The sequence below is a fragment of the Photobacterium gaetbulicola genome (assembly GCF_003025515.1).
Lineage (GTDB): Bacteria > Pseudomonadota > Gammaproteobacteria > Enterobacterales > Vibrionaceae > Photobacterium > Photobacterium gaetbulicola.
On sequence record NZ_PYME01000001.1, the window covers coordinates 282,230 to 306,548 of the forward strand.

Below are 24,319 nucleotides of genomic sequence, written 5' to 3' on the forward strand. Positions count from 1 at the left end.
TGGCAATCGAGATAAATTAAGTATGACAAACTACATGAGTCATTTATCTCTGCAAGTATTTTCTTCTTAATCCCAAGATATTGATCCTGTCTGTTGCTGTAAGGGGTTATCCACGACATATATGCATGGCCGCTCAAGATGTTCACCTAGACGTTTATTTATAGAGTAGGATGATTGAAGCTTTGGTGTTGAATTTACTCTACTAGACATGAGTGTTTAGTATACTTGGCAGGTCTAATCCCATTCTAGATACAAAGGTGGATGGAGAGTTCTTTCTGACCGGGTATAATATTATTTCTATGAAGATCGTTGGTTGACTATGAAACAATTGGATCTTAATTTACTACGCGTTTTTCTTGTTCTACTAAAAACCCAAAATACCCGTATGGCAGGGGATGCGCTGTCATTGAGCCAACCGGCGGTGAGCAAAGCATTGCGCCGTTTAAGAAACTACTTTGATGATGAGCTCTTTACCCGCGTACATACCGGACTGAAACCGACGCCGCGTGCACTAGAGTTAGGCGAGCAGCTGCCGATGATTATGGAAAGCTTAGACGCCGTTATTTTAGATACGCCTAATTTTGAGCCCCTAGAGTACAAGGGCAAGATAACCATTGCCATCAATGGATTCATCTCAAATTGGCTGGGTGCTCGGTTATGTCTTGCTCTTGTTCAGGATGCACCGAACGCACAAGTTAATATTGTAAATTGGGGCTCTCAAACACTTCAAAAATTGCTTAATGGTGAAATACAGGCAGCGATCAACTATTCACCGGTTGTTACTAACAAGCAGTTTACCCATCAGGTTATTGGTGACGATGACTTTGTTGGTCTGGTCAGAATAGGGCATCCAATGGCAGGAAAGGTCTTGTCACAAGAAGAAGTAAAAAAGGGGCAGTATGCCAGTTTGGTTGTGCCTGGCTGGAATGATACTCAGCCATTTATTGAAAAGCATTTGTCGGCAGGCGAACTTAAGATACAAGCGAGGAGCTCGTATCTTCATACACTGCTCGATGTAATCAAGCAAAGTGAACTAATCCTGCCTTGCTCGAAGCAGTTAGCCCATTACCTGCATGGTGAATTTGATTATCTTTCTTTCCCCGAGCAAACCCCGGAAGAGATAAAGAAAATCGTCTTGGTGGAGTCGCATAACATGCGAATGCATCCTATGCATCAGTGGATAAAAAATAAAATCCTAACGGCCTCGCAAGCGAACATCGGCGATTAAAAAGAGGCCTCTTAAGTTAAGAGGGCTATGGGAGCGGAAGTTGTTATGAGCGTTATTGAAGAAGGTATATGCTCATAATTGCGACAAAAAAGGCGAACCAAACGGTTCGCCTCATCTCTAATGGGTTTTGACAACCTTAGTCTTCAACAACCTCAGTCTTCAATGTAGTTCTCAATGCCTGGGCAAGAACATACGAGGTTTCGGTCACCGAACACGTTATCAACGCGGTTTACTGTCGGCCAGTATTTCGCGTCTTTAGTCTGGGCCGATGGGAAGCAGGCTAGTTCGCGGTTGTAGCTGCGGTTCCACTCAGTGTCCATGATATCGGCTTGAGTGTGCGGTGCGTTCACCAGTGGGTTGTCTTTCAGATCCCACTCGCCATCTTGGACACGGGCGATTTCATGACGGATAGCAATCATGGCGTCACAGAAGCGGTCTAGCTCGGCAATGTCTTCCGATTCCGTAGGCTCAATCATCAGCGTGCCCGCAACTGGGAACGACATGGTTGGCGCGTGGAAACCGTAGTCCATTAGACGCTTGGCAACATCTTCTTCCGAGATACCAGACGCTTCTTTGATTGGGCGGATGTCGATAATACATTCGTGTGCAATACGACCATGAGTACCACGGTATAGAACCGGATAGTGTGGACGTAGACGCTCCATTACGTAGTTCGCATTCAGGATAGCCAGTTTAGTCGCTTCAGTTAGACCCGCTTCACCCATCATCGCGATATAGGCGTAAGAGATTGGCAGAATAGACGCAGAACCCAGATCCGCAGCAGAAACTGCGTATTGTGGCTGTTCCGCTTCAGTGTTCTCAACATGGCCCGGTAGGAACGGAGCAAGGTGAGATTTCACACCAATAGGACCCATGCCCGGACCGCCGCCACCGTGTGGAATACAGAAGGTCTTGTGCAGGTTGAGGTGAGAAACGTCAGAGCCGATGAAGCCAGGGCTGGTTAGGCCAACCTGGGCGTTCATGTTCGCGCCGTCAAGGTAAACCTGACCGCCAGCTTCATGGACTAGCTCACACACTTCCTGTACCGCTTCTTCATATACACCGTGCGTAGACGGGTAGGTGATCATGATGCAAGACAGGTTGTCACGGTGTTTTTCGATCTTCGCTTTAAGATCTTCAACATCGATGTTGCCCTGATCATCACAGCCGACTACCACAACTTTCATCGAAACCATCGCCGCAGATGCCGGGTTGGTACCGTGGGCAGAGCTTGGGATCAAACACACATTACGGTGTGCATCGCCGTTGGCCTCATGGTAGCGCTGGATAGCGATGAGGCCGGCGTATTCACCCTGCGCGCCTGAGTTTGGCTGTAGCGAGAAAGCATCGTAGCCGGTGATTTCACACAGCATTTTGGACAGGTTGTCGGCTAGCTCGGCGTAACCTTTGGCTTGCTCTGCTGGCGCGAATGGGTGCAGGGCACCAAACTCAGGCCAGGTTACCGGGATCATCTCTGCGGCAGCATTTAGTTTCATGGTGCAGCTGCCCAGCGGGATCATACCGTGAGTCAGTGAGTAGTCTTTATTTTCCAGCTTCTTCATGTAACGCATCATCAGCGTTTCACTGTGGTACTGGTTAAACACCGGGTGAGTTAGGTATTGGCTGGTACGTCGGCAGCTCTCAGGAATCGCGGCAAACTCGTCGCTGGCGATATCTGCCGTGAACATCGACGCTTTCAGGCTTTCGCCGCTAAATAGCGCCAAAAGCTCTTCGATATCGGCAACCTTAGTTGTTTCGTCGATGCTGATACCTAGCTGGGCATCATATTTGCGCAGGTTGATGCCGGCATCCAGTGCCTTGTTGTAGAACTCAGTCGTTTTCTTGCCAGTGTTCAGCGTCAGGGTATCGAAGAAGCTGTCATTGGCCAGCTCAATACCAGAATTGCGCAGGCCGGCAGCAAGAATCGCGGTAAGGTGATGTACGCGACGGCCGATCTTGCGTAGACCTTCGGGGCCATGGTAAAGCGCGTAGAACGCTGCCATGTTGGCGAGCAGTGCCTGAGCGGTACAAATGTTCGACGTCGCTTTCTCACGGCGGATGTGCTGCTCACGGGTTTGCATTGCCATACGCAGCGCCTGGTTGTCACGGGCATCTTTAGAGACACCAATAACACGGCCCGGCATAGTGCGCTTGTGCTTGTCTTTGGTTGCCATGAAACCAGCGTGCGGGCCACCAAAGCCCATCGGAACACCGAAGCGCTGTGCTGAACCAATCACGACATCAGCGCCCATTTCACCCGGAGCTTTAAGCAGGGTGAGCGCCAGTAGGTCTGAAGCAACGGCTACCAAGGTCTTCTTGGCGTGGGCCGCATCAATAATAGCGGTCAGATCTTGTACGTTACCGGTTGTCCCTGGGTATTGCACCAAAGCACCGAATACATCGTGCTGGTCAAGATCTTGGATATCACCGCGGATAATTTCAATACCGATGTAACCGGCACGAGTGAGGACAACATCCACGGTTTGTGGGTGCAAGTCGTTAGAGACAAAGAACGCCTTGCTTTTGTTCTTGCTGGCACGCTGACACAGGGTCATTGCCTCTGCAGCAGCTGTTGCTTCGTCGAGTAGGGAAGCGTTAGCCAGCTCCATACCGGTCAGATCCATGATCATCTGCTGGTAGTTAAGCAGAGACTCTAAGCGGCCTTGAGAAATTTCAGGCTGGTATGGGGTGTAAGCAGTATACCAACCTGGATTTTCCAGTACGTTGCGAAGAATAACGTTAGGTGTGTAGGTGTTGTAGTAACCCTGACCGATAAAGCTGCGGTTGATAATGTTTTTGCTGGCGATTGCCTTGAGAGAGGCCAGCATGTCCGCTTCGCTTTGAGGCAGGTCGAGCTGCATTGGCTCTGGGAGACGTATTGCTGCCGGAACCGTTTCATCGATTAGCTGATCGACGCTTGATACGCCGATGGTTTCCAGCATGATTTTTTGTTGTGCCGAATCCGGGCCATTGTGACGACCTGCAAATTCCTTATCGTCACTTAGTGCATTTAGAAGAGTCATGTCGGTCATGGTTCTTTCCTGAACAGTTACTACCTATTGCATTGAGCATACTGCAATAGCTTATGGTCATCGAGTCGCTGTGCGATTACTTGTCGAAGATGGCTCTCGGGCGCAGAGGCCCGAAAGCCCGGCTCAATTAGTCTTCGTCGATGGATGCTAGGTATTTTTCACCGTCGATCAGGTTAGAGAGTTCCTCTACGTCCTGAACTTTGATTTTAGCAATCCAGCCACCTTCATACGGTTCTTCGTTGACTAGCTCTGGGCTGTCTTCTAGCTCTTCGTTGATTTCAACGATTTCGCCGGTCACAGGTGCATAGATATCAGATGCGGCCTTGACTGACTCGACAAGAGAGAAAGACTCACCAGCTTCGGTTGAATCGCCAACTTCTGGAAGGTCAACAAATACAACATCACCAAGTAGGCCCTGAGCATGGTTTGAGATACCCATAGTGATAGTACCGTCACCATTGTCTCGTACCCACTCGTGGCTTTCGGCGAACTTCAGTGTATTTTCCATTTAAAACTCCTTGCGCAATCTTTCCGCAGATTTTATTAGTTGTTACCGTGACCGGGCTTATCCGGCCACTCTGTCATAAAAAGGGTTACTTATTGGTAAAGAGGGAAGCGGCTGCACAGCTTCTGTACCTGCTGCTTAACCTGCTGCTCAATGGCGCTGTTGTCTTCAGGGTTTGCAGCCAAACCATCAAGTACATCGCCAATCCACTGACCAATTTGTTTAAATTCTTCGGCACCGAAACCGCGGCTGGTACCAGCTGGTGTTCCCAAACGAATACCTGACGTCACCATTGGTTTTTCAGGGTCGAACGGGATCCCGTTTTTGTTGCAGGTGATACCGGCACGCTCAAGGGCTTCTTCCACCTGGTTGCCTTTAAGGCCTTTCGGACGCAAGTCGACCAGCATCAGGTGGGTGTCGGTACCGTTTGTCACAATGTCGCAACCGCGAGCTTGCAGGACTTCTGCCAAGACTTTCGCGTTGCTGATCACATTCTTGATATATAACTTAAATTCAGGCTCTAGTGCTTCGCCCAGAGCGACCGCTTTACCCGCGATAACATGCATTAGCGGCCCCCCCTGAAGACCTGGGAAAACCGCTGAGTTAATCTTCTTATTGATGTCTTCGTGGTTGGTCAAAATCATGCCGCCACGTGGGCCACGTAGCGTTTTGTGCGTGGTGGTAGTAATAACGTGGGCATGAGGAATTGGGCTAGGGTGTTCGCCGACGGCGATAAGACCGGCAATGTGGGCCATATCCACCATCAGGTAGGCACCTACTTCATCGGCGATGGCGCGGAACTTAGCAAAATCAATCTGGCGAGGAATAGCCGAACCACCGGCAATGATCATTTTCGGCTGACTTTCGATAGCGAGCTGGCGCACCTGCTCGTAATCGATTTCGCAGGTGTCTTTGTCTACCCCATACTGAACGGCGTTGAACCATTTACCAGAAAGAGCAGGGCGCGCACCGTGTGTTAGGTGGCCGCCAGCATCCAGAGACATACCCAAGATAGTGTCGCCCGGCTGAAGTAGTGCCAACATTACCGCCCCATTAGCCTGGGCTCCGGAATGTGGCTGGACATTGACGTACTCACATTGGAACAGTTGCTTGGCACGGGCAATAGCGATGCGCTCTACTTCGTCGACATGTTCACAACCACCATAGTAACGGCGTCCAGCATAACCTTCGGCATACTTGTTTGTCAGGCAGCTACCTTGGGCTTGCATTACGGCTTTAGATACGATGTTCTCTGATGCGATCAACTCAATTTGCTGGTTCTGGCGTGTAAGCTCTGCCGCAATACCGGCATTAACAGCACCATCAATCTGAGCAAGGTTGGTTGAGAAGAACACTTCTAAATCGTGGTTTTGGTACGAAGCTTTCATTTCACGTTATCCTCTAATCGCGCTCTAAGGTCAGTCCTTATTCCGAGCCAAAGCGTATATCGTTGTTATGGGGTGTCTCTGTTACGCATTGTGGGGTTATCAGAAAGACGTGTTGAGCAACGTCTCCGCCTAACAACTGCATAACATGCTTTACTATAGATAGCCGATTAAACGAAAATTTCCAATAGTGGAACAACATGTACTTTAATAGCCACAATCTTACGCAAACGTTTGCTTTTTGCAAACTAAATTTCTAATATGCTGTTAACTTTTTTCTAAAGAATTGGGTGGTCGATGGTGTGTGCAAAAAGTTAAAATTGTATATCACCCCTTGTGCTGTATGGGGTTGTGACGTTCTACAATACCTTTACAAAGCATACTGAATTGCAGGCTGGTCGAACTTTTTTTTGTCAATCCAGACAAAACTGGCGCTTGAAAATCAACCTGTTTCCTTTTGGAAACTAAATTTCAAATATGATGCATGGGTCATATTTTTTTTACCGGCAGGCTTTTATGTTTCTCCGGCGGTATGCCAGAATGAATTGAATGTCGTTACCAGGGAGGGAAGTAATGAGTGACGAACAGCAGGTCGATGTGTATCCATCAATGACCGTCGTAAAAGAGTTCGAGTCTGAAAAGGCTGACAAAATTGAGCCGATGAAATTAGGAAAAAGGCTCAAGGAAATTCGCATGGCGCACGGCCTGACTCTTGAAGAGGCCAGCAAGCGTACGGGGTTGGCCCGCTCGACATTGTCGAAAATTGAAAACGAGCAGATTTCACCGACGTTTCAGGCAATGCAAAAGCTTGCCGGTGGGTTAGAGATTGATATTCCACAGCTTTTCGCGCCGCCAAAACAACTTAAAGCGACAGGACGTCGTGACATTACACGTAAGGCGCAGGGTAAACCTCACCCAACGACGACCTACGAGCATGAGCTTCTAGCTACCCAGTTAACCAATAAAAAGATGATGCCTTTCAAATCAAGAGTGCGGGCTCGGGCTTTTGAGGATTACCCGGATTGGATCCGCCATGATGGCGAAGAGTTCTTACTGGTCCTGGAGGGTGAGATTACTTTTTACTCTGAGTTTTACGAGCCGGTGTCACTGAGTGAGGGGGATTCGGTCTATTACGATGCCAATATGGGACATATGCTGACTTCTGTCAGTGAAGATGATGCATTGATTCTTTGGGTTACTGCATCTTAAGTGACGCGGTAACGCTGCGTAAGAATGCCTGATATTGTTTAGATCGAAAAGTACAGGCAAGCCATCTCCGGCATTTGCCTATAACTATAGACACAGGCTCAGGTCAAGCTTGTTAAAGTTATGGGTGGTTTTAACAATTGGTGCGCAGGGTTACGAGCCGGGGACTTGCTGTAATAGCTTCCTTTCTTGATAAAAGTGTTAATTCAACAAATCTTTACTTGTGATTCAAATGTGTGATGTAGCACGGTTTGAATGGCGGGAAACTTTGTTTACTATAAGAAACTATGTATAACATGGTTGTAACAGCTGATATGGAGTATCGCCGCTTTGCTCGCGGTGTATGGAGTAAAATCGTATGTCACAAGAATTACTGGTAACACCACTACACGCACTACACATCGAAATGGGCGCCAAGATGGTTCCTTTTGCTGGTTACGATATGCCAGTGCAGTATGCGTTGGGTGTACGTAAGGAACATATCCATTGCCGTGAGTCGGCTGGTCTCTTCGATGTATCACACATGGGGCAGCTTCGCCTTCATGGTGCAAATGCGGCAAAAGTCCTAGAGTCACTGGTTCCTGTTGATATTATCGACTTGCCTGAAGGTAAGCAGCGTTATGCGTTCTTCACCAACGAACAGGGTGGGATCCTTGATGATCTGATGGTGACCAATCTTGGCGATCACCTGTTCGTCGTGGTGAATGCTGCATGTAAAGCCCAAGATATCGCCCATATCCAGGCGCACCTTCCCCAAGATGTTACGCTGGAAATCATTGAAGACCGAGCATTATTGGCTCTGCAAGGTCCAAAGGCTGCACAGGTATTGGCGCGTTTGAACCCTGCTGTCAGTGACATGATTTTCATGGATGCGGCGAGAGTTGAATTGCTGGGGGGTGAGTGCCTAGTCAGCCGTTCAGGTTATACCGGTGAAGATGGTTATGAAATCTCGGTCCCTGCGGATAAAGCTGAAGAGCTAGCTCGCGAACTGCTAGGTCAAGAAGAAGTTGAGTGGATTGGCCTTGGGGCTCGTGATTCGCTTCGCCTCGAGTGCGGCTTATGTCTATATGGTCACGATATCGATACGACAACTACGCCAGTAGAAGGCAGCTTGCTTTGGGGTATTAGCAAGCCGCGCCGTGCTGATGGTGAACGTGCTGGCGGTTTCCCGGGTGCGGATATTATTCTTGAGCAAATTAAAACGAAAGATGTTGCCCGTAAGCGTATCGGCTTGGTTGGCCAGTCGAAGGCTCCTGTGCGTGAAGGAAGTAAACTGTTTGACGCTGAGGGTAAAGAAGTCGGTCTTGTCACTTCAGGAACGTTTGGTCCTACCAAAGGTGCGCCTGTCGCAATGGGCTATGTACAAACGGATCTAGCTGTAATTGGCACTGAGATTTTTGCTGAAGTTCGTGGCAAGAAACTGCCGATGACAGTGGAAAAAATGCCGTTTGTTCCTCAAAACTACTATCGCGGTTAATCATTTCTTTTATCAGCAATACATTGATAGTTAGAGTTTATTTTGACCATTTTAAAAGGAGCCATTAAGGCTCCTTTTTTTGTCTCAAACTCTGGTTGGAAAATTACTGATAAATCAACTTTGCTTTAGATAAGGCATTGCCACTAACGATGAGGTTGATATGCAGAAGTATTGCTTACCCAGACTCCGTGTCTCGATATATGTCGCAATTGCAAGCATGGCGATTTCGGTGCCAATTAGCCTCACTGCAGAGCCTCTATTGATGGGGTTTGATGAGTATATGGAGCGTTGTACTTTATCTTATGGTGAAGACAAGATCGCCCGCTCGGTATGTGAAAACCAATATAAGGCGATTGAACAAAAAGAGCAGGAAATTTTTGCTCATACTAACGAGCTAACAAATGAAATATGGCTGGATGAAAAGAATAATAGTGAAAGCTTGAGTGAGCAAAATGAACAAGTTGACTAACTTTGTTAACAGTTAATATTTATATGTTTAAAGAGCCTCTTTCAAATCTGTCTTTTTATTGCTTGCTGAATGTAAGCTGTCTGGTTGTGTGATTTATTTAAAATTTACTGTTTTTTGTTCGAATTTGGCTAGCTGGAAAAGAAGGTGATATTTTTTGATGTATTAAAACAATGGTTTATATGCTTTGGATGCTGCTATATCTGCAGGGTTAATCCAAGGCTTGTCAATTAACTGTTCAGCTTATATTTAGCCGATTGGCGTACTATCAATAAGGTAAATTAAACAATTAATGAAAGCCACTTTATTCTCTGCCTTGTTATGAGATTTTTTGCTTTCATTAAATCCAAAGAGTTATATGGTTATGCGGCAATATTTGACTAAGTTACCATTGTTTGTTCGTGAGCAATTAAATATGCGAGAAATGTTATTTGAGATCGTTTTAGCGATCGTAGCAATAGCCGCAGCGATAGGTTTGTTTACCGCTGCAGTTATGGCCTAGTTCTTAGATATTCCTTCAAGCGTTGCAACTGGTAGGGTGACGCAGACTTCAACCCCCTGTTTATCTGTACGGTTTCTAAGCAAAATTTTCCCTTGATGGTAGTCTGTGATCAGGCGGGCAATGAACAATCCAAGTCCTAGGTGAGGTTTGTTTTGCTGGCTTTGGGTTCGAACGGATACCATAGAGTTAAGCAGTTGGTCGTTCATATTCTCTGGTAGTAGTGGCCCATGGTTGCTGACGGTCAAGAAAGCCTGAGAATCAATCTGTGACAACGTCACTTCTATCGGATGGTCATCCCGGCTAAAATCGACGGCGTTCGAAATCAGCTTGTCTAATAATTGTGCCAAGTAATCAGGTGCGCCATTAATCATCACCGGTTCACTGCATCTATCGACGCGGAATATTTGGTTGGCATAGGCCATTTGATAGCCCTGCATGCATCCTTCGACCAGTTCGTTGAGAGGGAAGAGCTCTTTTTCTGCCCCTTGTAAACTTTGCTCGATACGCGTGGCCTCGGTCATGCTGGACAATATCGTATTGAGTCTTTGCACTCCCTCTTGAGCTCTTTCAATGTACCGTTTTGAATCCTCGTCTTGCTCCTGCATCGATAGGTTTTCTATCGATGAGCGAACCACGGCCACCGGCGTGCGTAACTCGTGAGATAAGCGAGAGGAGAGATTCTCCAGATAGTGGTTATATTGGCCCAATCGGCTAACCATACCTGCCAAGCTCCGGCTCAGATCTCCAATCTCATCGCTGTTCGTTGAGGCTGCTATGGTGTGTTGAATTTTTCCTTGGGTATCGATGGCATGCTCAGCCTCATTGCGCAGTTTTCTGATCCGGCGAGAAATATTCGAGGCAAAAAGGAATAATGTCAGAGTGCCGACCAGTATGATCGCGAAAAGCGCGTTGAGTAATTCCTCCAGAGCACGGTTACGCAGAGTTTGAATGCCAATTGTCGATTCTTCCGCTACGACGGCACCCATTACGTTGTCGCCTAACCAAATAGGGTAGGCCGCAGCCAATATCATTGCCTTTCCGTCACTGGATTGGCGCCAGTGTGAATAGCCTCGTCCTTGTAGTGCTTGGGAGATATGCACCCCCTCCACCTTAGCCGCATCTTTGAGTGAATCGCTGAACTCTGTGGGTTCGTTGATGAGGTAGCGGTAGTAAAGTGGGTGAAGCCATTTTTCTTCTAGTACTGTCCACCAGGAGCTATTTTTGTTGCCATATTTGACCGACGAAGACCATACACCGTTAGACTCTTGAATATCGCCACTTTGCGCTAAGACACGCTGGTGCCTGTCTATAACCCAAATCCGTGTACTAGTATGTCCCATACCCTTTAGAATATTTTCGATCTCTGGTGAGGGGATAAGCACTGTGCCGAGTTTGATAATTTGGTTAGTATTCGAGGTCCCTATGATGGTCTCAATCTCACGGTTACCTGTGTTATTGACGTCATAAAAAGCAAAGCCGAGCTTGCTGCCAAGCATGGAGAGAGGAAGGCGTAATTCAATGTTGTAGCCGTTATCGGTAGTACGCCAGTAGCCCTGGATTTGACTTTCCAGGACGAGGTCAGCCGGGTCGGCAATATCGCCGTTGATCTGCCAGGCGTTGAACCAACCGTCTTCGTAAACTGAAACGACGTAGCGATGGAATTCGCCGTTAGGTGCGGTCAGTGCAATGATGAGATGATCATTGCGATCGACTCTTGAAGACCCCTTGCGGCGCATAACGGGTTTATCGTCATTCACTTCGAATATGGCGTAGAGATACCCATCATATTTGCCGACCATATGGTTGAACTGGATACCGTTATGTTGATACGGCCAGCGGCTGAATTGGACATAATCACGGCCGTAGTGCACCATTTGCTCGGTGTAATCAGCCCAGTCATTGGTTTGACCATCAAGTTTGATGGGCGAACTGAGTTCGTAGGCGTACAGATCTCGGCCTTTCTGTACCGACTGTAAAAAACTGGCCTGATCACTGAATAGGTTAGGGCGCTCATTGAGAGCCGTTGCGACCGCCCTTGAGGTCCCAATCAATGTCTGCTCCTGGCCTTGGCGGAGCAGCTTTTCCATCTCCAGGATATAGTTATAGCCAATCCAAGGTAGGGTCAGCAGCATACAGGCGATAAGGGTGATTTTTGAACGCAGGCCAATGGCGGGCCTGAGCCGTGATAGATTGGATTTGAACTTTTCTGCTATAAACTTAGTTATCATCAGGCCCCCCAGCGGTAGCCCATGCCGTAGACTGTATTGATGCAGTCAAATTGATTATCGAACTGCATGAATTTTTTACGGATACGCTTGATATGTGAGGTGATGGTACTGTCATCGACCACAACTTGTGCTTCGTTCATCAAGTCATGTCGGCTTTTCACATGCCCCGGGCGTTTGGCCAGGGCGTAGACCATCCAGAACTCGGTCACGGTCAACTCTACGAGGTTTTGCTGCCAGTACACCTGCATTTTGTTTTTGTCGATGGAAAGATCCCCATGCTGGATCAGTTCAACTTTTTCGGTTGGTTGCTGCATCAGATCGCTGCGGCGAAATAATGCGGCAATACGGGCAATCAAATGTGGCAGGCTGATATCTTTGGTCAGGTAGTCATCTGCGCCCATGCGAAGACCACATACCGTATCGAAGTCGCTGTCGCGTGCAGTGAGAAAGATAATAGGTAAAGTCGGTGATAGAGCTCGAAGCGACTGGCATAAGGTAAACCCGCCATCAATTTCATTTTGCAAGCCAATATCGATGATGGCCAGATCTGGTAGTGCATTTTCAAATGCTGCTTGCGCATCAGGGCGATTGTCATAGCCTTTCACATCATAGCCGTGTTTTTTCAGAACATCGATGTAGTTTTCACGGATAGCTTTTTCATCTTCAACAATGGCAATTTTTTTCATGACTCTTTTCCTGTACCGCCAGCGGTAGAAAATTGTGAACAGTGTTTATGCTGTGACTATACAACAATCTAGCTGATAGAAAAGGCTTGAAAGAGGGATCGGAGTAAATGCCATTTTTTTGCCACAATTGATCATTGCATTGCCTTTTTTTGTGCCCTGATTCGCCAGATAGACTTGCTTTAATAACCTCATCAACACGAAACAGCGACTGATAGCGTTAGTCGTAACCCAGTACATTCGATGAGGACATCACGATGAAAAAGCAACTTATCTCGACTCTAATCACAACAGCGCTAATGGCATCCCTTGTTTCTCCAATGGCAACAGCCAATGACAATATGGACGATAGCTACAAGGTGGGTGAGCAAGAGCAGCTTATCGGTTTGGGCTCTGGTGCCGCATTGGGTGCCATTGTCGGAGGGCCTGTTGGTGCCGTTGTTGGTGCCATGGTTGGGGGTATTGTTGGCACTGCGGTCGGGCAGGATGAACAAATCAAGGCCCAAGATGAAGAACTCGGCGAATTGCTCGCTCGCAATACCGAGCTTGAGCGCATCAGCCGAAAATACAACCAGGCACAAATTGAAATAGCGCGTCTGGAGCAGGAAAAATATGAGTTGATGAACCTTGAGGATCGCCAACTAGACCTTGCACTGGAAATGAACGTGCACTTTAGAACCGGGTCTGCAGAGATTGAACCCTTGTTTAAAGTTCAGCTGGATGAGATTGCCGAGATCATGAAGCAAGCGCCAGATATTCGCTGGGAGCTGTCAGGTTACTCTGATCGCCGTGGCAGCAGCGAACGAAATCTAGCGCTTTCGGAACAACGGGTAGAGGCGGTGCGTCAGTATCTAGAATTACAAGGTGTTGATACTCTGCAACTTTTTGCATCGGCTTACGGTGACCAAGCACCGCTCAAAGGTGAGCAGAATTTCGAAGGGGATTTCTTTGACCGTCGAGTCACATTACGCAGTGCAAGTGACAATGTCACAACGGCCAAAAATCATTAAGAGAGCTAGCGATGACTGAATACCAAAAGAACAAGGTCAAAGAGGAGGCCCCTAGCTGGGTGCTCTCCTTCCTCATTACCTTGCTGCTAACGATGCAGTTGACGGTAAGAGCGGATGATATCAGCGCTCAAAAAATCGATATTGTCGGCGGAGAGACGCTCTATGCCTGGGATAACAGTTGGCAGCCCGTTGATACTGAACAACATATTCACCGCATGCCTAACAAAGCAGAGAGTCCGTCAGCGCGGGAACAACAGGGAGCAGGGCACGATGATAGATGAAGCACTTTGGTATGAAACAATAGTGAAACTGTCACTGCTTCACTTCAGCCTTATTTATTGTTGAGCAAAGATTGAAGAAGAAATCTGCGGTGACTCAGCACCAATCAAGCGATGATAGTGATACGTGGTACAAGCGCTCGCCCTCAGACTTTGATCGTGGCTAGGAGGGCGAGCTGATGGAATTAGAGGATCTGTTTCAGTCTTTCTTGAACGACTTCTACCAGCAGATCAGGCTGGAATTTGGAGATGAAGCGATCGCAGCCGACCTTTTTTACCATAGCTTCGTTAAAGTTACCGCTCAGCGAAGTATTCAAAGCGATATGCAGATCACGCATCCTAGGGTCATTACGGATTTCGTGGGTCAGCTTATAGCCGTCCATTTCAGGCATTTCAGCATCGGTAAACAGCATCAGCAGCTCATCGTAAAGGTTGATGCCCTTATCGCACCAGTTTTTCAACATAGTCAGCGCATGTAGACCGTTATGGGCCTCAATCACCTCCAAGCCAAGCTGTGACAAGGTTTCTCTGATTTGCGCCCGCGCCGTTGAAGAGTCGTCAACAATCAATACCTTACGGCCTTGGAAGTGGCTCAGTAGCGACTGATCGAGCACTTCGTGTGATATTTGCGTGTCGTAATCGATGATTTCGGCCAGCACTTTCTCGACATCAATGATACTGACTAAGCGCTCAGTATTGTCTTTTCGAATTTTGGTAATTGCGGTGAGGTAGTTGTTTTTACCTACTTGGCTTGGCGGTGGCTGGATGTCTTGCCATGTCATATTCATGATATTCATCACTTGGCCGACCAAGAAAGCCTGCACACTGCGATTGTATTCAGTGATGATGATGTTGCATTCGTCTTGGGTATCGCAGGCACGCATTCCAATGGCCTGGCGCAGATCGATAACCGGGATAGACACGCCACGGATGTTGGCCACACCACTAATATTGGGGTGGGAGCCCGGCAGTTGATTGAGCTTGGGGAGTTTGACCACTTCCTTTACTTTGAACACGTTAATGGCAAACAACTGAGCGGTATGAAGCCGGAAGATAAGGAGTTCTAGGCGGTTTTCACCAACGAGGTTAGTCCGCTGGTCTACAGAGTCGAGTATCGTGGTCATTGAAGTGCGCAGGCTTAAGTAATATTAAATTTATCAATATATTATCTCACCTCTAAACGCTTGTCTAAGCAACCCTTTGAGTTAGCAGAAAAAAGCTACTATTTATCTCTTTTAATTATTTCATGGCCAAAATAAATATCCAAAATGTTTCAAATCAAGGAATTTGATGCTGTAGCTGATATTCTGACCTGATAACTACAAATAGATGATCGACTGAACCTACATAAAAATATTACTGGTTATCATCCTGAGCGCTGTGCTGCTTCTCCCCATGAACAAGAAGTTAGCAAATTTAAGAGCATTTGAAACTCACAATAAAGGCACAGTGCCAGCAATACAAAGAGGCAACTATGAGCAATTTAACGATAGACGGTCAGGTACTGGCTACTGACGGTCAATTGTCAATTCTCGAGCTCGCTCAACAGTTCGAGATTGAAATCCCATCTCTGTGTGGGTTGAATAAAAATGGTGAAAAAGTACCATGCGATTTATGCGTGGTTGAAATTGAAGGCCAGGGTGTTCAGCGGGCATGTGAAGTTTCTGCTGCTCCTGAGATGGTGATCACCACGCAAAGCGATGCACTATCTGAGCGTCGTCGCCAATCGCTAAACCGTATTATGTCAGACCATTACGCAGACTGTGAGGCGCCTTGCCAAACAGCCTGTCCTGCGGGGGTCGATATTCAGTCTTATCTGTACCACATTTCTCAAAATGACCACCAGAAGGCGGTTGAGGTCATCAAACGAACCTTGCCAATGCCACTGTCTATTGGTCGTGTTTGTCCTGCATTCTGTGAGACTGAATGTCGTCGTGGCATTGTCGACGAGCCAATTGCGATCCGCCAATTGAAGCGTCACGCTGCCGATATTGATCTTGAAGCACAAGAACAGTACGTGCCGCCACGTAAAGCGGATAAAGGAATGAATGTTGCGATCATCGGTAGCGGACCAGGCGGTTTGAGCTGTGGCTACTACCTGAGCAATGAGGGTTACAACGTCACTGTGTTCGAGTCTATGCCGGAGGCGGGTGGTTGGTTACGTTACGGTATTCCTGAATACCGTTTGCCAAAAGCGATCCTAGATAAGGAAATTGAACTTATCTGCCGCAATGGTATGAAGGTAGAGACCAATACCACGTTGGGTAAAGACTTCCTGCTATCTGAGCTGACCAAACAGTATGATGCGGTATGTTTGGCCGTGGGTGCCTCTCAAGCTGTCGAGATGAACTACCCGGGAAGCGATCAGGACGGTTGTTACCTAGGTGTCGATTACCTGAAAGACTATGTAACGACACAAAACTACACCACAGGCAAGAAAGTGGCAGTAATTGGTGGTGGTAACACCGCCATTGACTGTGCGCGGACCGCAGTTCGTGCCGGAGCGGATACCACTCTTATCTACCGTCGTACCCGCGATGAAATGCCTGCAGAAGACTACGAAATTGTTGAAGCTGAGCATGAAGGTGTGAAGTTCCACTTTCTGACCAACCCGGTTGAAAACATTGCTGATAACAATGGCCGGGTGACGGAAGTGAAGCTAGAAAAAATGGCGCTTGGCGAGCCAGATGCTTCCGGCCGTCGCCGCCCTGAGGCTACAGGTGAGTACTTTGTTGAACATTTTGACACGGTAATTTCAGCGGTATCGCAAAAGCCGGATTTGTCTTTCCTCGACAATGATACCATTGAGCTACCAGTTACTCGCTGGCTAACCCTTGAGTCAAACGACAGTACCATGCACTCTGGTGTTGAAAACATTTTCAGTATTGGTGATTTCCGACGTGGCCCTGCGACAGCCATTGAAGCTGTTGCTGATGGTCGAGTAGCGGCAGAGGCGATTGACCGATTCTTCAATGGTGACATGGAGCATATTCCTGTTAAGCCATACATCTCGCAGAAGGCGGCCAAGGTTAAAGATGTGGATCCTAAGCAGTTCGAAGGGATCCAAAAGGCTATGCGTTCAATTATGCCTGAGCTTACCAGTGAACAACGCCAGTTGAACTTTGCTGAAGTTGAAACAGGTTTTGTGAACGAAGAAGCGATGCGTGAAGCTGCGCGTTGTCTTGAGTGTGGCTGCCAAGCCAATACAGATTGTAAGCTACGTGACTTTGCGACTGAATATAAGGTCGACAAAGAGGAGCTGGATATGTCCAGCTGCCAGAAGTTTGCCGTTGATGACAGTTCTGAGTTTATTGTCTTTGATGCCAACCGCTGCATCAGCTGTGGCCAGTGTGTCGATACTTGTAACAACCAGGCTGTTCACGGTGTGCTGGGCTTCATGAAAGATGCTGATGGTAATAGTGCCAAGCGTCCAGAATGCCGTCCGGGCTTTGAGAATGGTTACAGCATGGGTGACTCGAACTGTGTTCAGTGCGGTGCTTGTGTGCAGGTCTGTCCGACTGGTGCGCTCACTGATGCCCGTGACAAGTCGCAGGGCCGTGTCGAAATGCTAAAACCGGTAGACACCATTTGTACCTACTGTGGTGTAGGTTGTAAGGTCACCATGTATGTGGATGAGTTAACCGATAAGATCCGCTACGTCCAGGGGGCAAAAGACTCACCGGTAAACCAGGGCATGCTTTGTGTCAAAGGGCGCTTTGGTTTTGACTTTATCCAAAGCGAGGAGCGTCTTAGCCAGCCGTTGATCCGTAAAGATGGTGAGCTTCAGCCAGCAAGTTGGGAAGACGCGATTTCACTGATTGCCGAGAAATTCACTGCTATCAAGCAAGAGTCGGGCGGTAATGCATTGGCTGGTTTTTCCTCGGCGAAAACCACCAATGAAGATAACTTTGCATTCCAGAAGTTTATTCGTCGTGAATTCGGCACCAACAACGTCGACCACTGTGCGCGTTTGTGCCACTCAACCACGGTGACAGGCCTAGAGGCTTCGTTGGGTAGCGGGGCAATGACCAATGATATCCCGAGTATTGCCCACTCTGATCTGATTTTCATTATCGGTTCGGACACGACTTCAGCTCACCCAATTATTGCCTCGCATATCAAGCAGGCGCTTCGTAAGGGCACGGCACGTTTGGTCGTTGCTGATCCGAAGAAAGTGGCTATTGCCGATCACTCAGAACTATACGTCGCACACCGCCCGGGTACTGACGTGATGCTACTTAACGGTATCATGCAGCAAATCATCAAGAACGGCTGGCAAGATCAGAGCTATATCGAACAGCGCGTAGAGGGCTATGAGAACCTTAAAGCTGAGGTTATGAGTGACGCTTACGCTCCGGATAAAGTTGAACTGGTCACCGGTGTGAAACAAGCTGATTTGCTCAAGTTGGCCGAGGCAATCGGTACTGCCAAACGTACAGCGATTTACTATTCAATGGGGATAACCCAGCACACGACGGGGCACGATAACGTACGTTCAATTGCGAACCTGCAGTTGCTGTGTGGCAACATCGGTATTGAAGGTGGTGGTATCAACCCGCTTCGTGGTCAATCGAATGTTCAGGGTGCTTGTGACATGGGGGCGCTTCCTTGGGACTTCCCAGGATATCAGAAGGTCACCAACAAAGACGCTCACGCTAAGTTTGCTAAAGCATGGGATCGCCCAGACTTGTCAGCAGAGCTTGGTTTGACTCTCACAGAAATTATCGATGCAGCCTGTAAAAAGGAAGTCCGAGGTTTGTATGTGATGGGTGAAAACCCTGTACTGAGTGATCCAGACCAGAAGCACGTACTGGAAGCTATCGATAAGCTCGACTTCTTGGTTGTCCAAGATATCTTCATGACCGAGACCGCGCAGTTGGCGGATGTTGTTCTTCCTGCATATTCATTTGCTGAGAAGGCGGGTCATTTCACCAATACAGAGCGTCGTGTTCAGCGCTTGAATCCAGCAGTGAAAGCGCCGGGTCAGGCAATGGAAGATTGGCAGATCATCCAGAATATTGCTAACGCGATGGGCAGTGACTGGGATTATCAGTCTGTTGAGGAGATCACGGCAGAGATAAATGCGCTAACACCGCAATATGCAGGTATCACTTGGGATCGTGTCGGTAAAGACGGTTTGCAGTGGCCGTGCCGTGATGAAAACCATCCAGGCACGCGGGTTATGCACCAAGAGAGTTTTGTTCGTGGTGAAAAAGCCGAAATGGCTGCGGTACCTTTCTTGTATGCCGCAGAACTTCCGGATGATGAGTATCCTATGGTGCTGTCAACAGGGCGCCTGTTGGAGCAGTTCCATACTGGAACGATGACCCGTAAAACGAAAGGCCTTGATAACCTTGCGGGGCCAAGAGTGATGATCTCCGTGTTTGATGCAGAGCGGTTAGGTGTGTCTAACGGTGAGATGCTGACGCTATCAACTCGACGCGGCTCGATTGATGCGCCAGCCTTTGTCACCAAGCGTATTCAACCAAATGTTGTGTTTGTACCGTTCCACTTCGTGGAATCAGCAGCAAACAAGCTAACAGTCTCAGCGACAGATCCTTATGCCAAGATCCCTGAGTTCAAAGTGGCAGCGGTTAGAGTTGAAAAAGCACTCGCGTTAGCAGAATAAATAGTCTGTAGAAATTCATTAGCGGATTAACAAACACCCAGCTCGGCTGGGTGTTTTTTTTTGCTTCTATCAAGCAAATACAGACGAATGTCACAAAAATAAGATGCTAAAGGCGTATCATACATGTAAAACTTATTGCTTATCAGCAGATCCCGCGCTATCTGCCTAGATACAATTCTTTAATTTTATTTCAAACAATTACCGCAACACGCGAAAGTGTAATCATATATTGCAAATAATTAATGCAAGAAAAACTTATTTAGCCCTATAATGCTATCAGTTTTTCTTATATGCGCATCGATTGACACTTTAACCTTTTGATTTAAGCAAAACGCTCACGTTAATTGGTTTTCATTTTTGAATAAAGATGCGTAACACTTGGGGTAAGCATGAGTTACGTAGATTCCAACAATAACCAACTGTTCTCGCCGATGGAAATGATGGCGGAAGCAGAAAAGTTTGCGCTTAGCAAAGCAAAGAAGACCAGTAGCATGACACTGGGCCTTGCTATGATGGCGGGGGCTTTTATCGGATTGGCATTCGTATTTTATATTACGGTAACAACTGGGAGTTCGTCTGCGGGGTGGGGCCTAAGCCGATTAGTGGGTGGTATGGTCTTTAGTATGGGGTTGATTTTAATCGTTCTCTGTGGCGGTGAGCTCTTTACCAGTTCTGTGCTTTCAAGCATTTCTTGGGCGAATCGCCAGATCACACTAAAAAAGATGTTATCGCTATGGGCTAAAGTGTATATCGGGAACTTTTTCGGTGCCATGTTCATGTTGCTGCTGATCACCGGTGGTGGCATGTTTCTACTGAACCATGGTCAGTGGGGATTGAATGCGCTTAACATTGCCCAGCATAAGCTCCATCACACGCCGCTTCAGGCATTCTCATTGGGTGTTTTATGTAATTTATTGGTTTGCTTGGCTATTTGGATGACATTTAGTTCTGCAAATGCGCTGACTAAAGCCATGTTAATGATTTTGCCTGTCTCAATGTTCGTCTCTAGTGGTTTTGAGCACTCTGTGGCCAATATGTTTATGGTCCCGCTTGGCATTGTGATTCAACATTTTGCGCCTGAGCAATTTTGGCAAATGATTGGCACTAATCCACAGCAATACAGTGATCTTAACATTCACAACTTTCTACTGGCGAATCTGCTACCTGTCACTCTTGGCAATATTGTCGGAGGGGCTGTATTAGTAGGCCTGGCTAATTGGTGTATTTTCCGTCGTCCAGAGCTTAAAGCGACAAACGTAACTTCTATTTCCCAAAGTGTAGAACTCTCGACTGCCAAGGAGGCGGATTTGCTTTCACATTTAACTGTCAAGGACATTGTCGATTCACAACCACTTACATTATCTGCTGATCTGTTTGTGCCGAAAGCCGTAGATATATTGGTAGCGAACAAACTGTCGGGTGCACCGGTCTGTGATGTTAATGGCCGTTTGGTCGGGTTCCTGTCCATGTTCGATATGATGAAAGAGCTATGGTATAAGGATTTCCAACCGGCCAAAGAGACAAAAGTCGCCGATCTCATGAGAAGTGATGTTGTTGCTGTAGATATCAATGATCGCTTGGTAGATGTCGTCGAGTACTTGTGTATTGACAAGGATATGCTTTACCCAACATCAGGTATCGGTATGGCAACCAGTGCAACGTCACTATCGTTAGAAGAGCGTGTGAAAGCACTGAAAGTCAGTAAGCCCCGTGTGTTACCAGTACTGCACAACGGCCAGTTTGTTGGAACCATTACCCGTGATAGTGTGATGGTTGAATTGCGGAAGCTTTACCACGATGTCACGCTGACAACAGTACAGAAGCTAGAGATCGCATAAAACTCTGCATTGAATATGTGTTTTTTGTGATGCCGAAAACACCCAGTTTTACTGGGTGTTTTTTTATGTTCGTCACAAAAACCAATGTGACATAACTGAAAGATTAAATTCCATATTTAATCTTGCCAGGTGTTCGATTGGTGAAATTGAATTCTAAGATTTCAATATTCATAAGCTATAAGTTAGATGTAATCTATGAAAACGGGTGCTTTGACATTATTTCTTACATTTTTGGCGTGTGTTTACATTTTTATAACAGGTTGGTGCTAAACTCTTATGTGGTAGATGTTTAGGGTGTTACAAATTGTAAATAAATGAAAGTTAGGGCGAAATACTGCGTGCTACAAAGCTATGGGGTGTATGCATTTTGAACGGAAAGTGGGAAAATGCTCGTATTAGTATGATGCACATTGAAAGGACGCATTTCTAACTTTCTTAAAGAGGTGACTATGAAGTTCGGTTTGATTTTTTTGTTGTCTGCCGTTGCTGGTGTTCTATCTGGTGAGCATTTTCACTCGTTTCTCGTAGGGTTTGGCGTTGCTTCTGTTGCCGTTGGGGCGGGCTATTGGTTGGCGTTCCGCTGCTCAACTCGCTATCCACAACTCGCATTGCTGATGCTTCTGATGGGGCTTATGGCTAAAATCGGTGTCACGATCACTGGAGTAATGTGGGGGTTGGAATCGAACCTGATCAATTCTCCATTTGTATTCTCGCTGTCATATTTGTTCTTCTCTATTGTTACTACTTATCTGTATTCGAAATGGCGTGAATTCCAGCTGTCGCGCTCTGAAACGACGCTAATGGCCAAGACTGCATAAAACAGTGTCTACTGAATAATAAAACGGGCTTTATGTCCGTTTTTTTTTGTCTTTTCGTTGGTATATGAAAGAGTATTTGGCGGCATAGCGTCACTCAGAAGCTATTCTTTGGGGGTCTACAAAGTAGGAAATAACTTGCCCTATGCCGCCAAGTACCACTTGGGTACGAGGCCAATTTTACGTTAAAATAGGAAGTCTAAAACAGAAGAAGTAATATAAATAGGTTCCTCTTTTATGAGTGGTCAACGTCTCAAAGTCCAATTTCAGCGCTTGTATAACCATTTCTCAGGCAAAGATGCCGATACCAACCTCCAAGACATTGCCGAAGTGTTATTTTGTACCCGTCGTAATGTTCGTATGGTTATCAATAAAATGGTGGACAAGGGCTGGATCACCTGGGAGCCTGCGGTAGGTCGGGGCAAACAATCTCGGCTAGTGTTTTGTAGCACTGACAATGAATTGCAGCTAATGCATGCAAGAAAGTTGGTTGCAGAAGGTAAACTCGAACCTGCCCTAGAAGCACTTGAACACAATGCCGATAAGCTGGCGCAAATCATTCAGGAGCAACTTGGCCATACGACTGCTCACGGTAAGCAAATTGTTCGTCTGCCATACTATCGCGAGTTCAGTAATCTTAATCCGCTTCAGCCGTTACGGCGCTCAGAGCAGCACTTGGTCCGCCAGGTGTTTAATGGCTTGACGCGTATAAACGAGGAAAAAGAGGAAGTTGAGGGGGATTTGGCGCACCACTGGGAGGCTATCACCCCTCGCCACTGGCGCTTTTATATTCGCCCTTCAGTCCGTTTTCATGATGGCCGTTTGCTAAATAGTAACGATATTATTGCGACCTTCAACCGCGTCAAGCAACACCGATTGTTCAGCCATATCAAACAGATTGAGGCACCTTTTAGCAATACTATCGACTTCTATCTCGGAACTGATGATCATCGCTTTCCTGATTTGTTAACCAACCTTATCGCCATGATTCAACCTGCAGATGCTGACATGGATAACCCTAATGTGTTGTTTCCTATCGGTACTGGCCCGTACAAGGTAATTCAGAATGACAGTAAGCGTTTTAAGCTGGAAGCCTCGGATCAGTATTTTGGCTTCAGGGCGTTGATTGACGTCGTTGATATCTGGATGCTCTCTGATGTGGCTTCGTGTTACTTGCAACCTGCAACTGATGCAAGCCAGTTGGGTGATGTCAGTGTATCCTCGAAGTTGAAACTGGATGAAGGGTGTAACTTTCTTTTGTTTAACCGAACAGGTGGCCTTCCTGCTGACCCAGATTGGTTGCGATACTTACAAGGTCGCCTGACGGCTTTGCAGTTGTTGCAGAGGTTGAACAAGGATCAAATAGGAGACTTCCGGTTAACCAATGCCTACGGCATCCTACCGGGATGGACGCATGTGCCGCTTCACTCTATACCGGTGAGTGCACCACCATCGAAAAGAACGGTGACGATTGCCTTTGCCTGTCAGCATCCGGTTTACCCACATGTCGCGAATGCGATCAAGGACATATTGGCAGAAGATGGTATCAAGTTAAAAATATTGGAGCTCACCACGACAGAAATTGCACTCGGAAAACATAGCCAGAAGATTGATCTTTGGTTAGGTGGTATGAGCTTGATGAATTATCGCGATGATGCCTTGCTGTCGTGGTTTTTTAATTTTGATCACATCGCACGGGCAATGCCGGAAGAGGAGTTCGAGCAGCTTGAGCAAGAGGTAACGCGATGGCGAGCAAACCCCGAACAGGCCCCTCCGTGTCAGCATATAGGAGCGAAGCTTGTGCAGTTTGGTCAGGTCTTGCCACTGTTCCATAACTGGTTGGGAGTTGATGACTCTGGGGCAGTACAGGGCATGCAGTCGAATTCTATGGGATGGTTTGACTTTAAATCGGTTTGGATGAAACCGGAACACGAATCTCAGTAGCTGAAGTGTTAACAAGGAGAAAGTTCATACTCTTTACACTGCTCATTCATCATTTTGACATTTGTGCGGATTAAAAAGTCATTGTGCCTCGCT

General features: G+C 47.1%; 16 protein-coding genes. 10 read left to right on the forward strand and 6 right to left on the reverse strand.

All coding sequences use genetic code 11. The features are described from left to right. The first annotated feature begins 319 nt into the window (after positions 1–319). Positions 320–1,228, forward strand: a complete 909-nt coding sequence (locus C9J03_RS01150) for a LysR family transcriptional regulator (protein WP_044621007.1) — start codon at positions 320–322, stop codon at positions 1,226–1,228. Between the two features lie 152 nt (positions 1,229–1,380). On the opposite strand, the gene gcvP is transcribed toward C9J03_RS01150, so the two are convergent. From gcvP to C9J03_RS01165, 3 genes are all read right to left on the reverse strand, one after another. Beyond that, positions 1,381–4,260 carry an aminomethyl-transferring glycine dehydrogenase gene (gene gcvP, locus C9J03_RS01155; RefSeq protein WP_044621008.1) on the reverse strand — a complete coding sequence of 960 codons (2,880 nt, stop codon included), beginning with the start codon at positions 4,258–4,260 and terminating at the stop codon, positions 1,381–1,383. A 127-nt stretch (positions 4,261–4,387) separates the two neighbouring features. Beyond that, complete coding sequence (gene gcvH / locus C9J03_RS01160; RefSeq protein ID WP_039465916.1) at positions 4,388–4,768, reverse strand: glycine cleavage system protein GcvH; 381 nt, start codon at positions 4,766–4,768, stop codon at positions 4,388–4,390. 89 nt (positions 4,769–4,857) lie between these two features. Then, positions 4,858–6,153, reverse strand: a complete 1,296-nt coding sequence (locus C9J03_RS01165; RefSeq protein WP_044621009.1) for a serine hydroxymethyltransferase — start codon at positions 6,151–6,153, stop codon at positions 4,858–4,860. A gap of 570 nt (positions 6,154–6,723) precedes the next feature. On the opposite strand from C9J03_RS01165, the gene C9J03_RS01170 reads away from it, so the two are divergent. From C9J03_RS01170 to C9J03_RS01180, 3 genes are all read left to right on the forward strand, one after another. Next, on the forward strand, positions 6,724–7,359 hold the full coding sequence (locus tag C9J03_RS01170; RefSeq protein ID WP_044621010.1) for a helix-turn-helix domain-containing protein: 636 nt from the start codon (positions 6,724–6,726) through the stop codon (positions 7,357–7,359). A 355-nt stretch (positions 7,360–7,714) separates the two neighbouring features. Then, positions 7,715–8,833 carry a glycine cleavage system aminomethyltransferase GcvT gene (gene gcvT, locus C9J03_RS01175; RefSeq protein WP_044621011.1) on the forward strand — a complete coding sequence of 373 codons (1,119 nt, stop codon included), beginning with the start codon at positions 7,715–7,717 and terminating at the stop codon, positions 8,831–8,833. Positions 8,834–9,050: 217 nt separating this feature from the next. Continuing rightward, on the forward strand, positions 9,051–9,302 hold the full coding sequence (locus C9J03_RS01180) for a hypothetical protein (RefSeq protein WP_044621012.1): 252 nt from the start codon (positions 9,051–9,053) through the stop codon (positions 9,300–9,302). A 495-nt stretch (positions 9,303–9,797) separates the two neighbouring features. Here C9J03_RS01180 and pdsS read toward each other — a convergent pair whose 3' ends face one another. Together pdsS and pdsR are read right to left on the reverse strand one after the other, a co-directional pair. Then, the gene (gene pdsS / locus C9J03_RS01185) at positions 9,798–12,029 is read right to left on the reverse strand and encodes a proteobacterial dedicated sortase system histidine kinase (RefSeq protein ID WP_082060466.1); all 2,232 of its coding nucleotides are present in this window, start codon (positions 12,027–12,029) and stop codon (positions 9,798–9,800) included. Next, positions 12,029–12,715, reverse strand: a complete 687-nt coding sequence (pdsR, locus tag C9J03_RS01190) for a proteobacterial dedicated sortase system response regulator (RefSeq protein WP_044621013.1) — start codon at positions 12,713–12,715, stop codon at positions 12,029–12,031. The genes pdsS and pdsR overlap by 1 nt, the downstream gene beginning before the upstream one ends. A gap of 254 nt (positions 12,716–12,969) precedes the next feature. Here pdsR and pdsO point away from each other — a divergent pair, with 254 nt between their 5' ends. Then, positions 12,970–13,722: a sortase-associated OmpA-like protein PdsO gene (pdsO, locus tag C9J03_RS01195; RefSeq protein WP_039465903.1), complete on the forward strand. Its 753-nt coding sequence runs from the start codon at positions 12,970–12,972 to the stop codon at positions 13,720–13,722. An 11-nt stretch (positions 13,723–13,733) separates the two neighbouring features. Further along, a complete protein-coding gene (locus tag C9J03_RS01200) occupies positions 13,734–14,003 on the forward strand; it encodes a hypothetical protein (protein ID WP_039465902.1) in 270 nt (89 codons plus the stop codon). A 182-nt stretch (positions 14,004–14,185) separates the two neighbouring features. On the opposite strand, the gene C9J03_RS01205 is transcribed toward C9J03_RS01200, so the two are convergent. After that, positions 14,186–15,124: a chemotaxis protein CheV gene (locus tag C9J03_RS01205; RefSeq protein ID WP_044621014.1), complete on the reverse strand. Its 939-nt coding sequence runs from the start codon at positions 15,122–15,124 to the stop codon at positions 14,186–14,188. A 350-nt stretch (positions 15,125–15,474) separates the two neighbouring features. Here C9J03_RS01205 and fdhF point away from each other — a divergent pair, with 350 nt between their 5' ends. The 4 genes from fdhF to sgrR all read left to right on the forward strand — a co-directional run bounded on the left by fdhF (position 15,475) and on the right by sgrR (position 24,226). Continuing rightward, positions 15,475–19,629 (forward strand): formate dehydrogenase subunit alpha, encoded by a 4,155-nt coding sequence (gene fdhF, locus C9J03_RS01210; protein ID WP_044621015.1) that lies wholly within the window; start codon positions 15,475–15,477, stop codon positions 19,627–19,629. A 389-nt stretch (positions 19,630–20,018) separates the two neighbouring features. Continuing rightward, a complete protein-coding gene (gene focA / locus C9J03_RS01215; protein WP_039465898.1) occupies positions 20,019–21,467 on the forward strand; it encodes a formate transporter FocA in 1,449 nt (482 codons plus the stop codon). 449 nt (positions 21,468–21,916) lie between these two features. Continuing rightward, positions 21,917–22,285, forward strand: coding sequence for a hypothetical protein (locus tag C9J03_RS01220; RefSeq protein ID WP_044621016.1), 369 nt, complete (start codon positions 21,917–21,919; stop codon positions 22,283–22,285). 234 nt (positions 22,286–22,519) lie between these two features. Then, entirely contained in the window at positions 22,520–24,226 is a 1,707-nt protein-coding gene (sgrR, locus tag C9J03_RS01225; RefSeq protein WP_039465894.1) for an HTH-type transcriptional regulator SgrR, read from the forward strand. Positions 24,227–24,319: the final 93 nt, after the last annotated feature.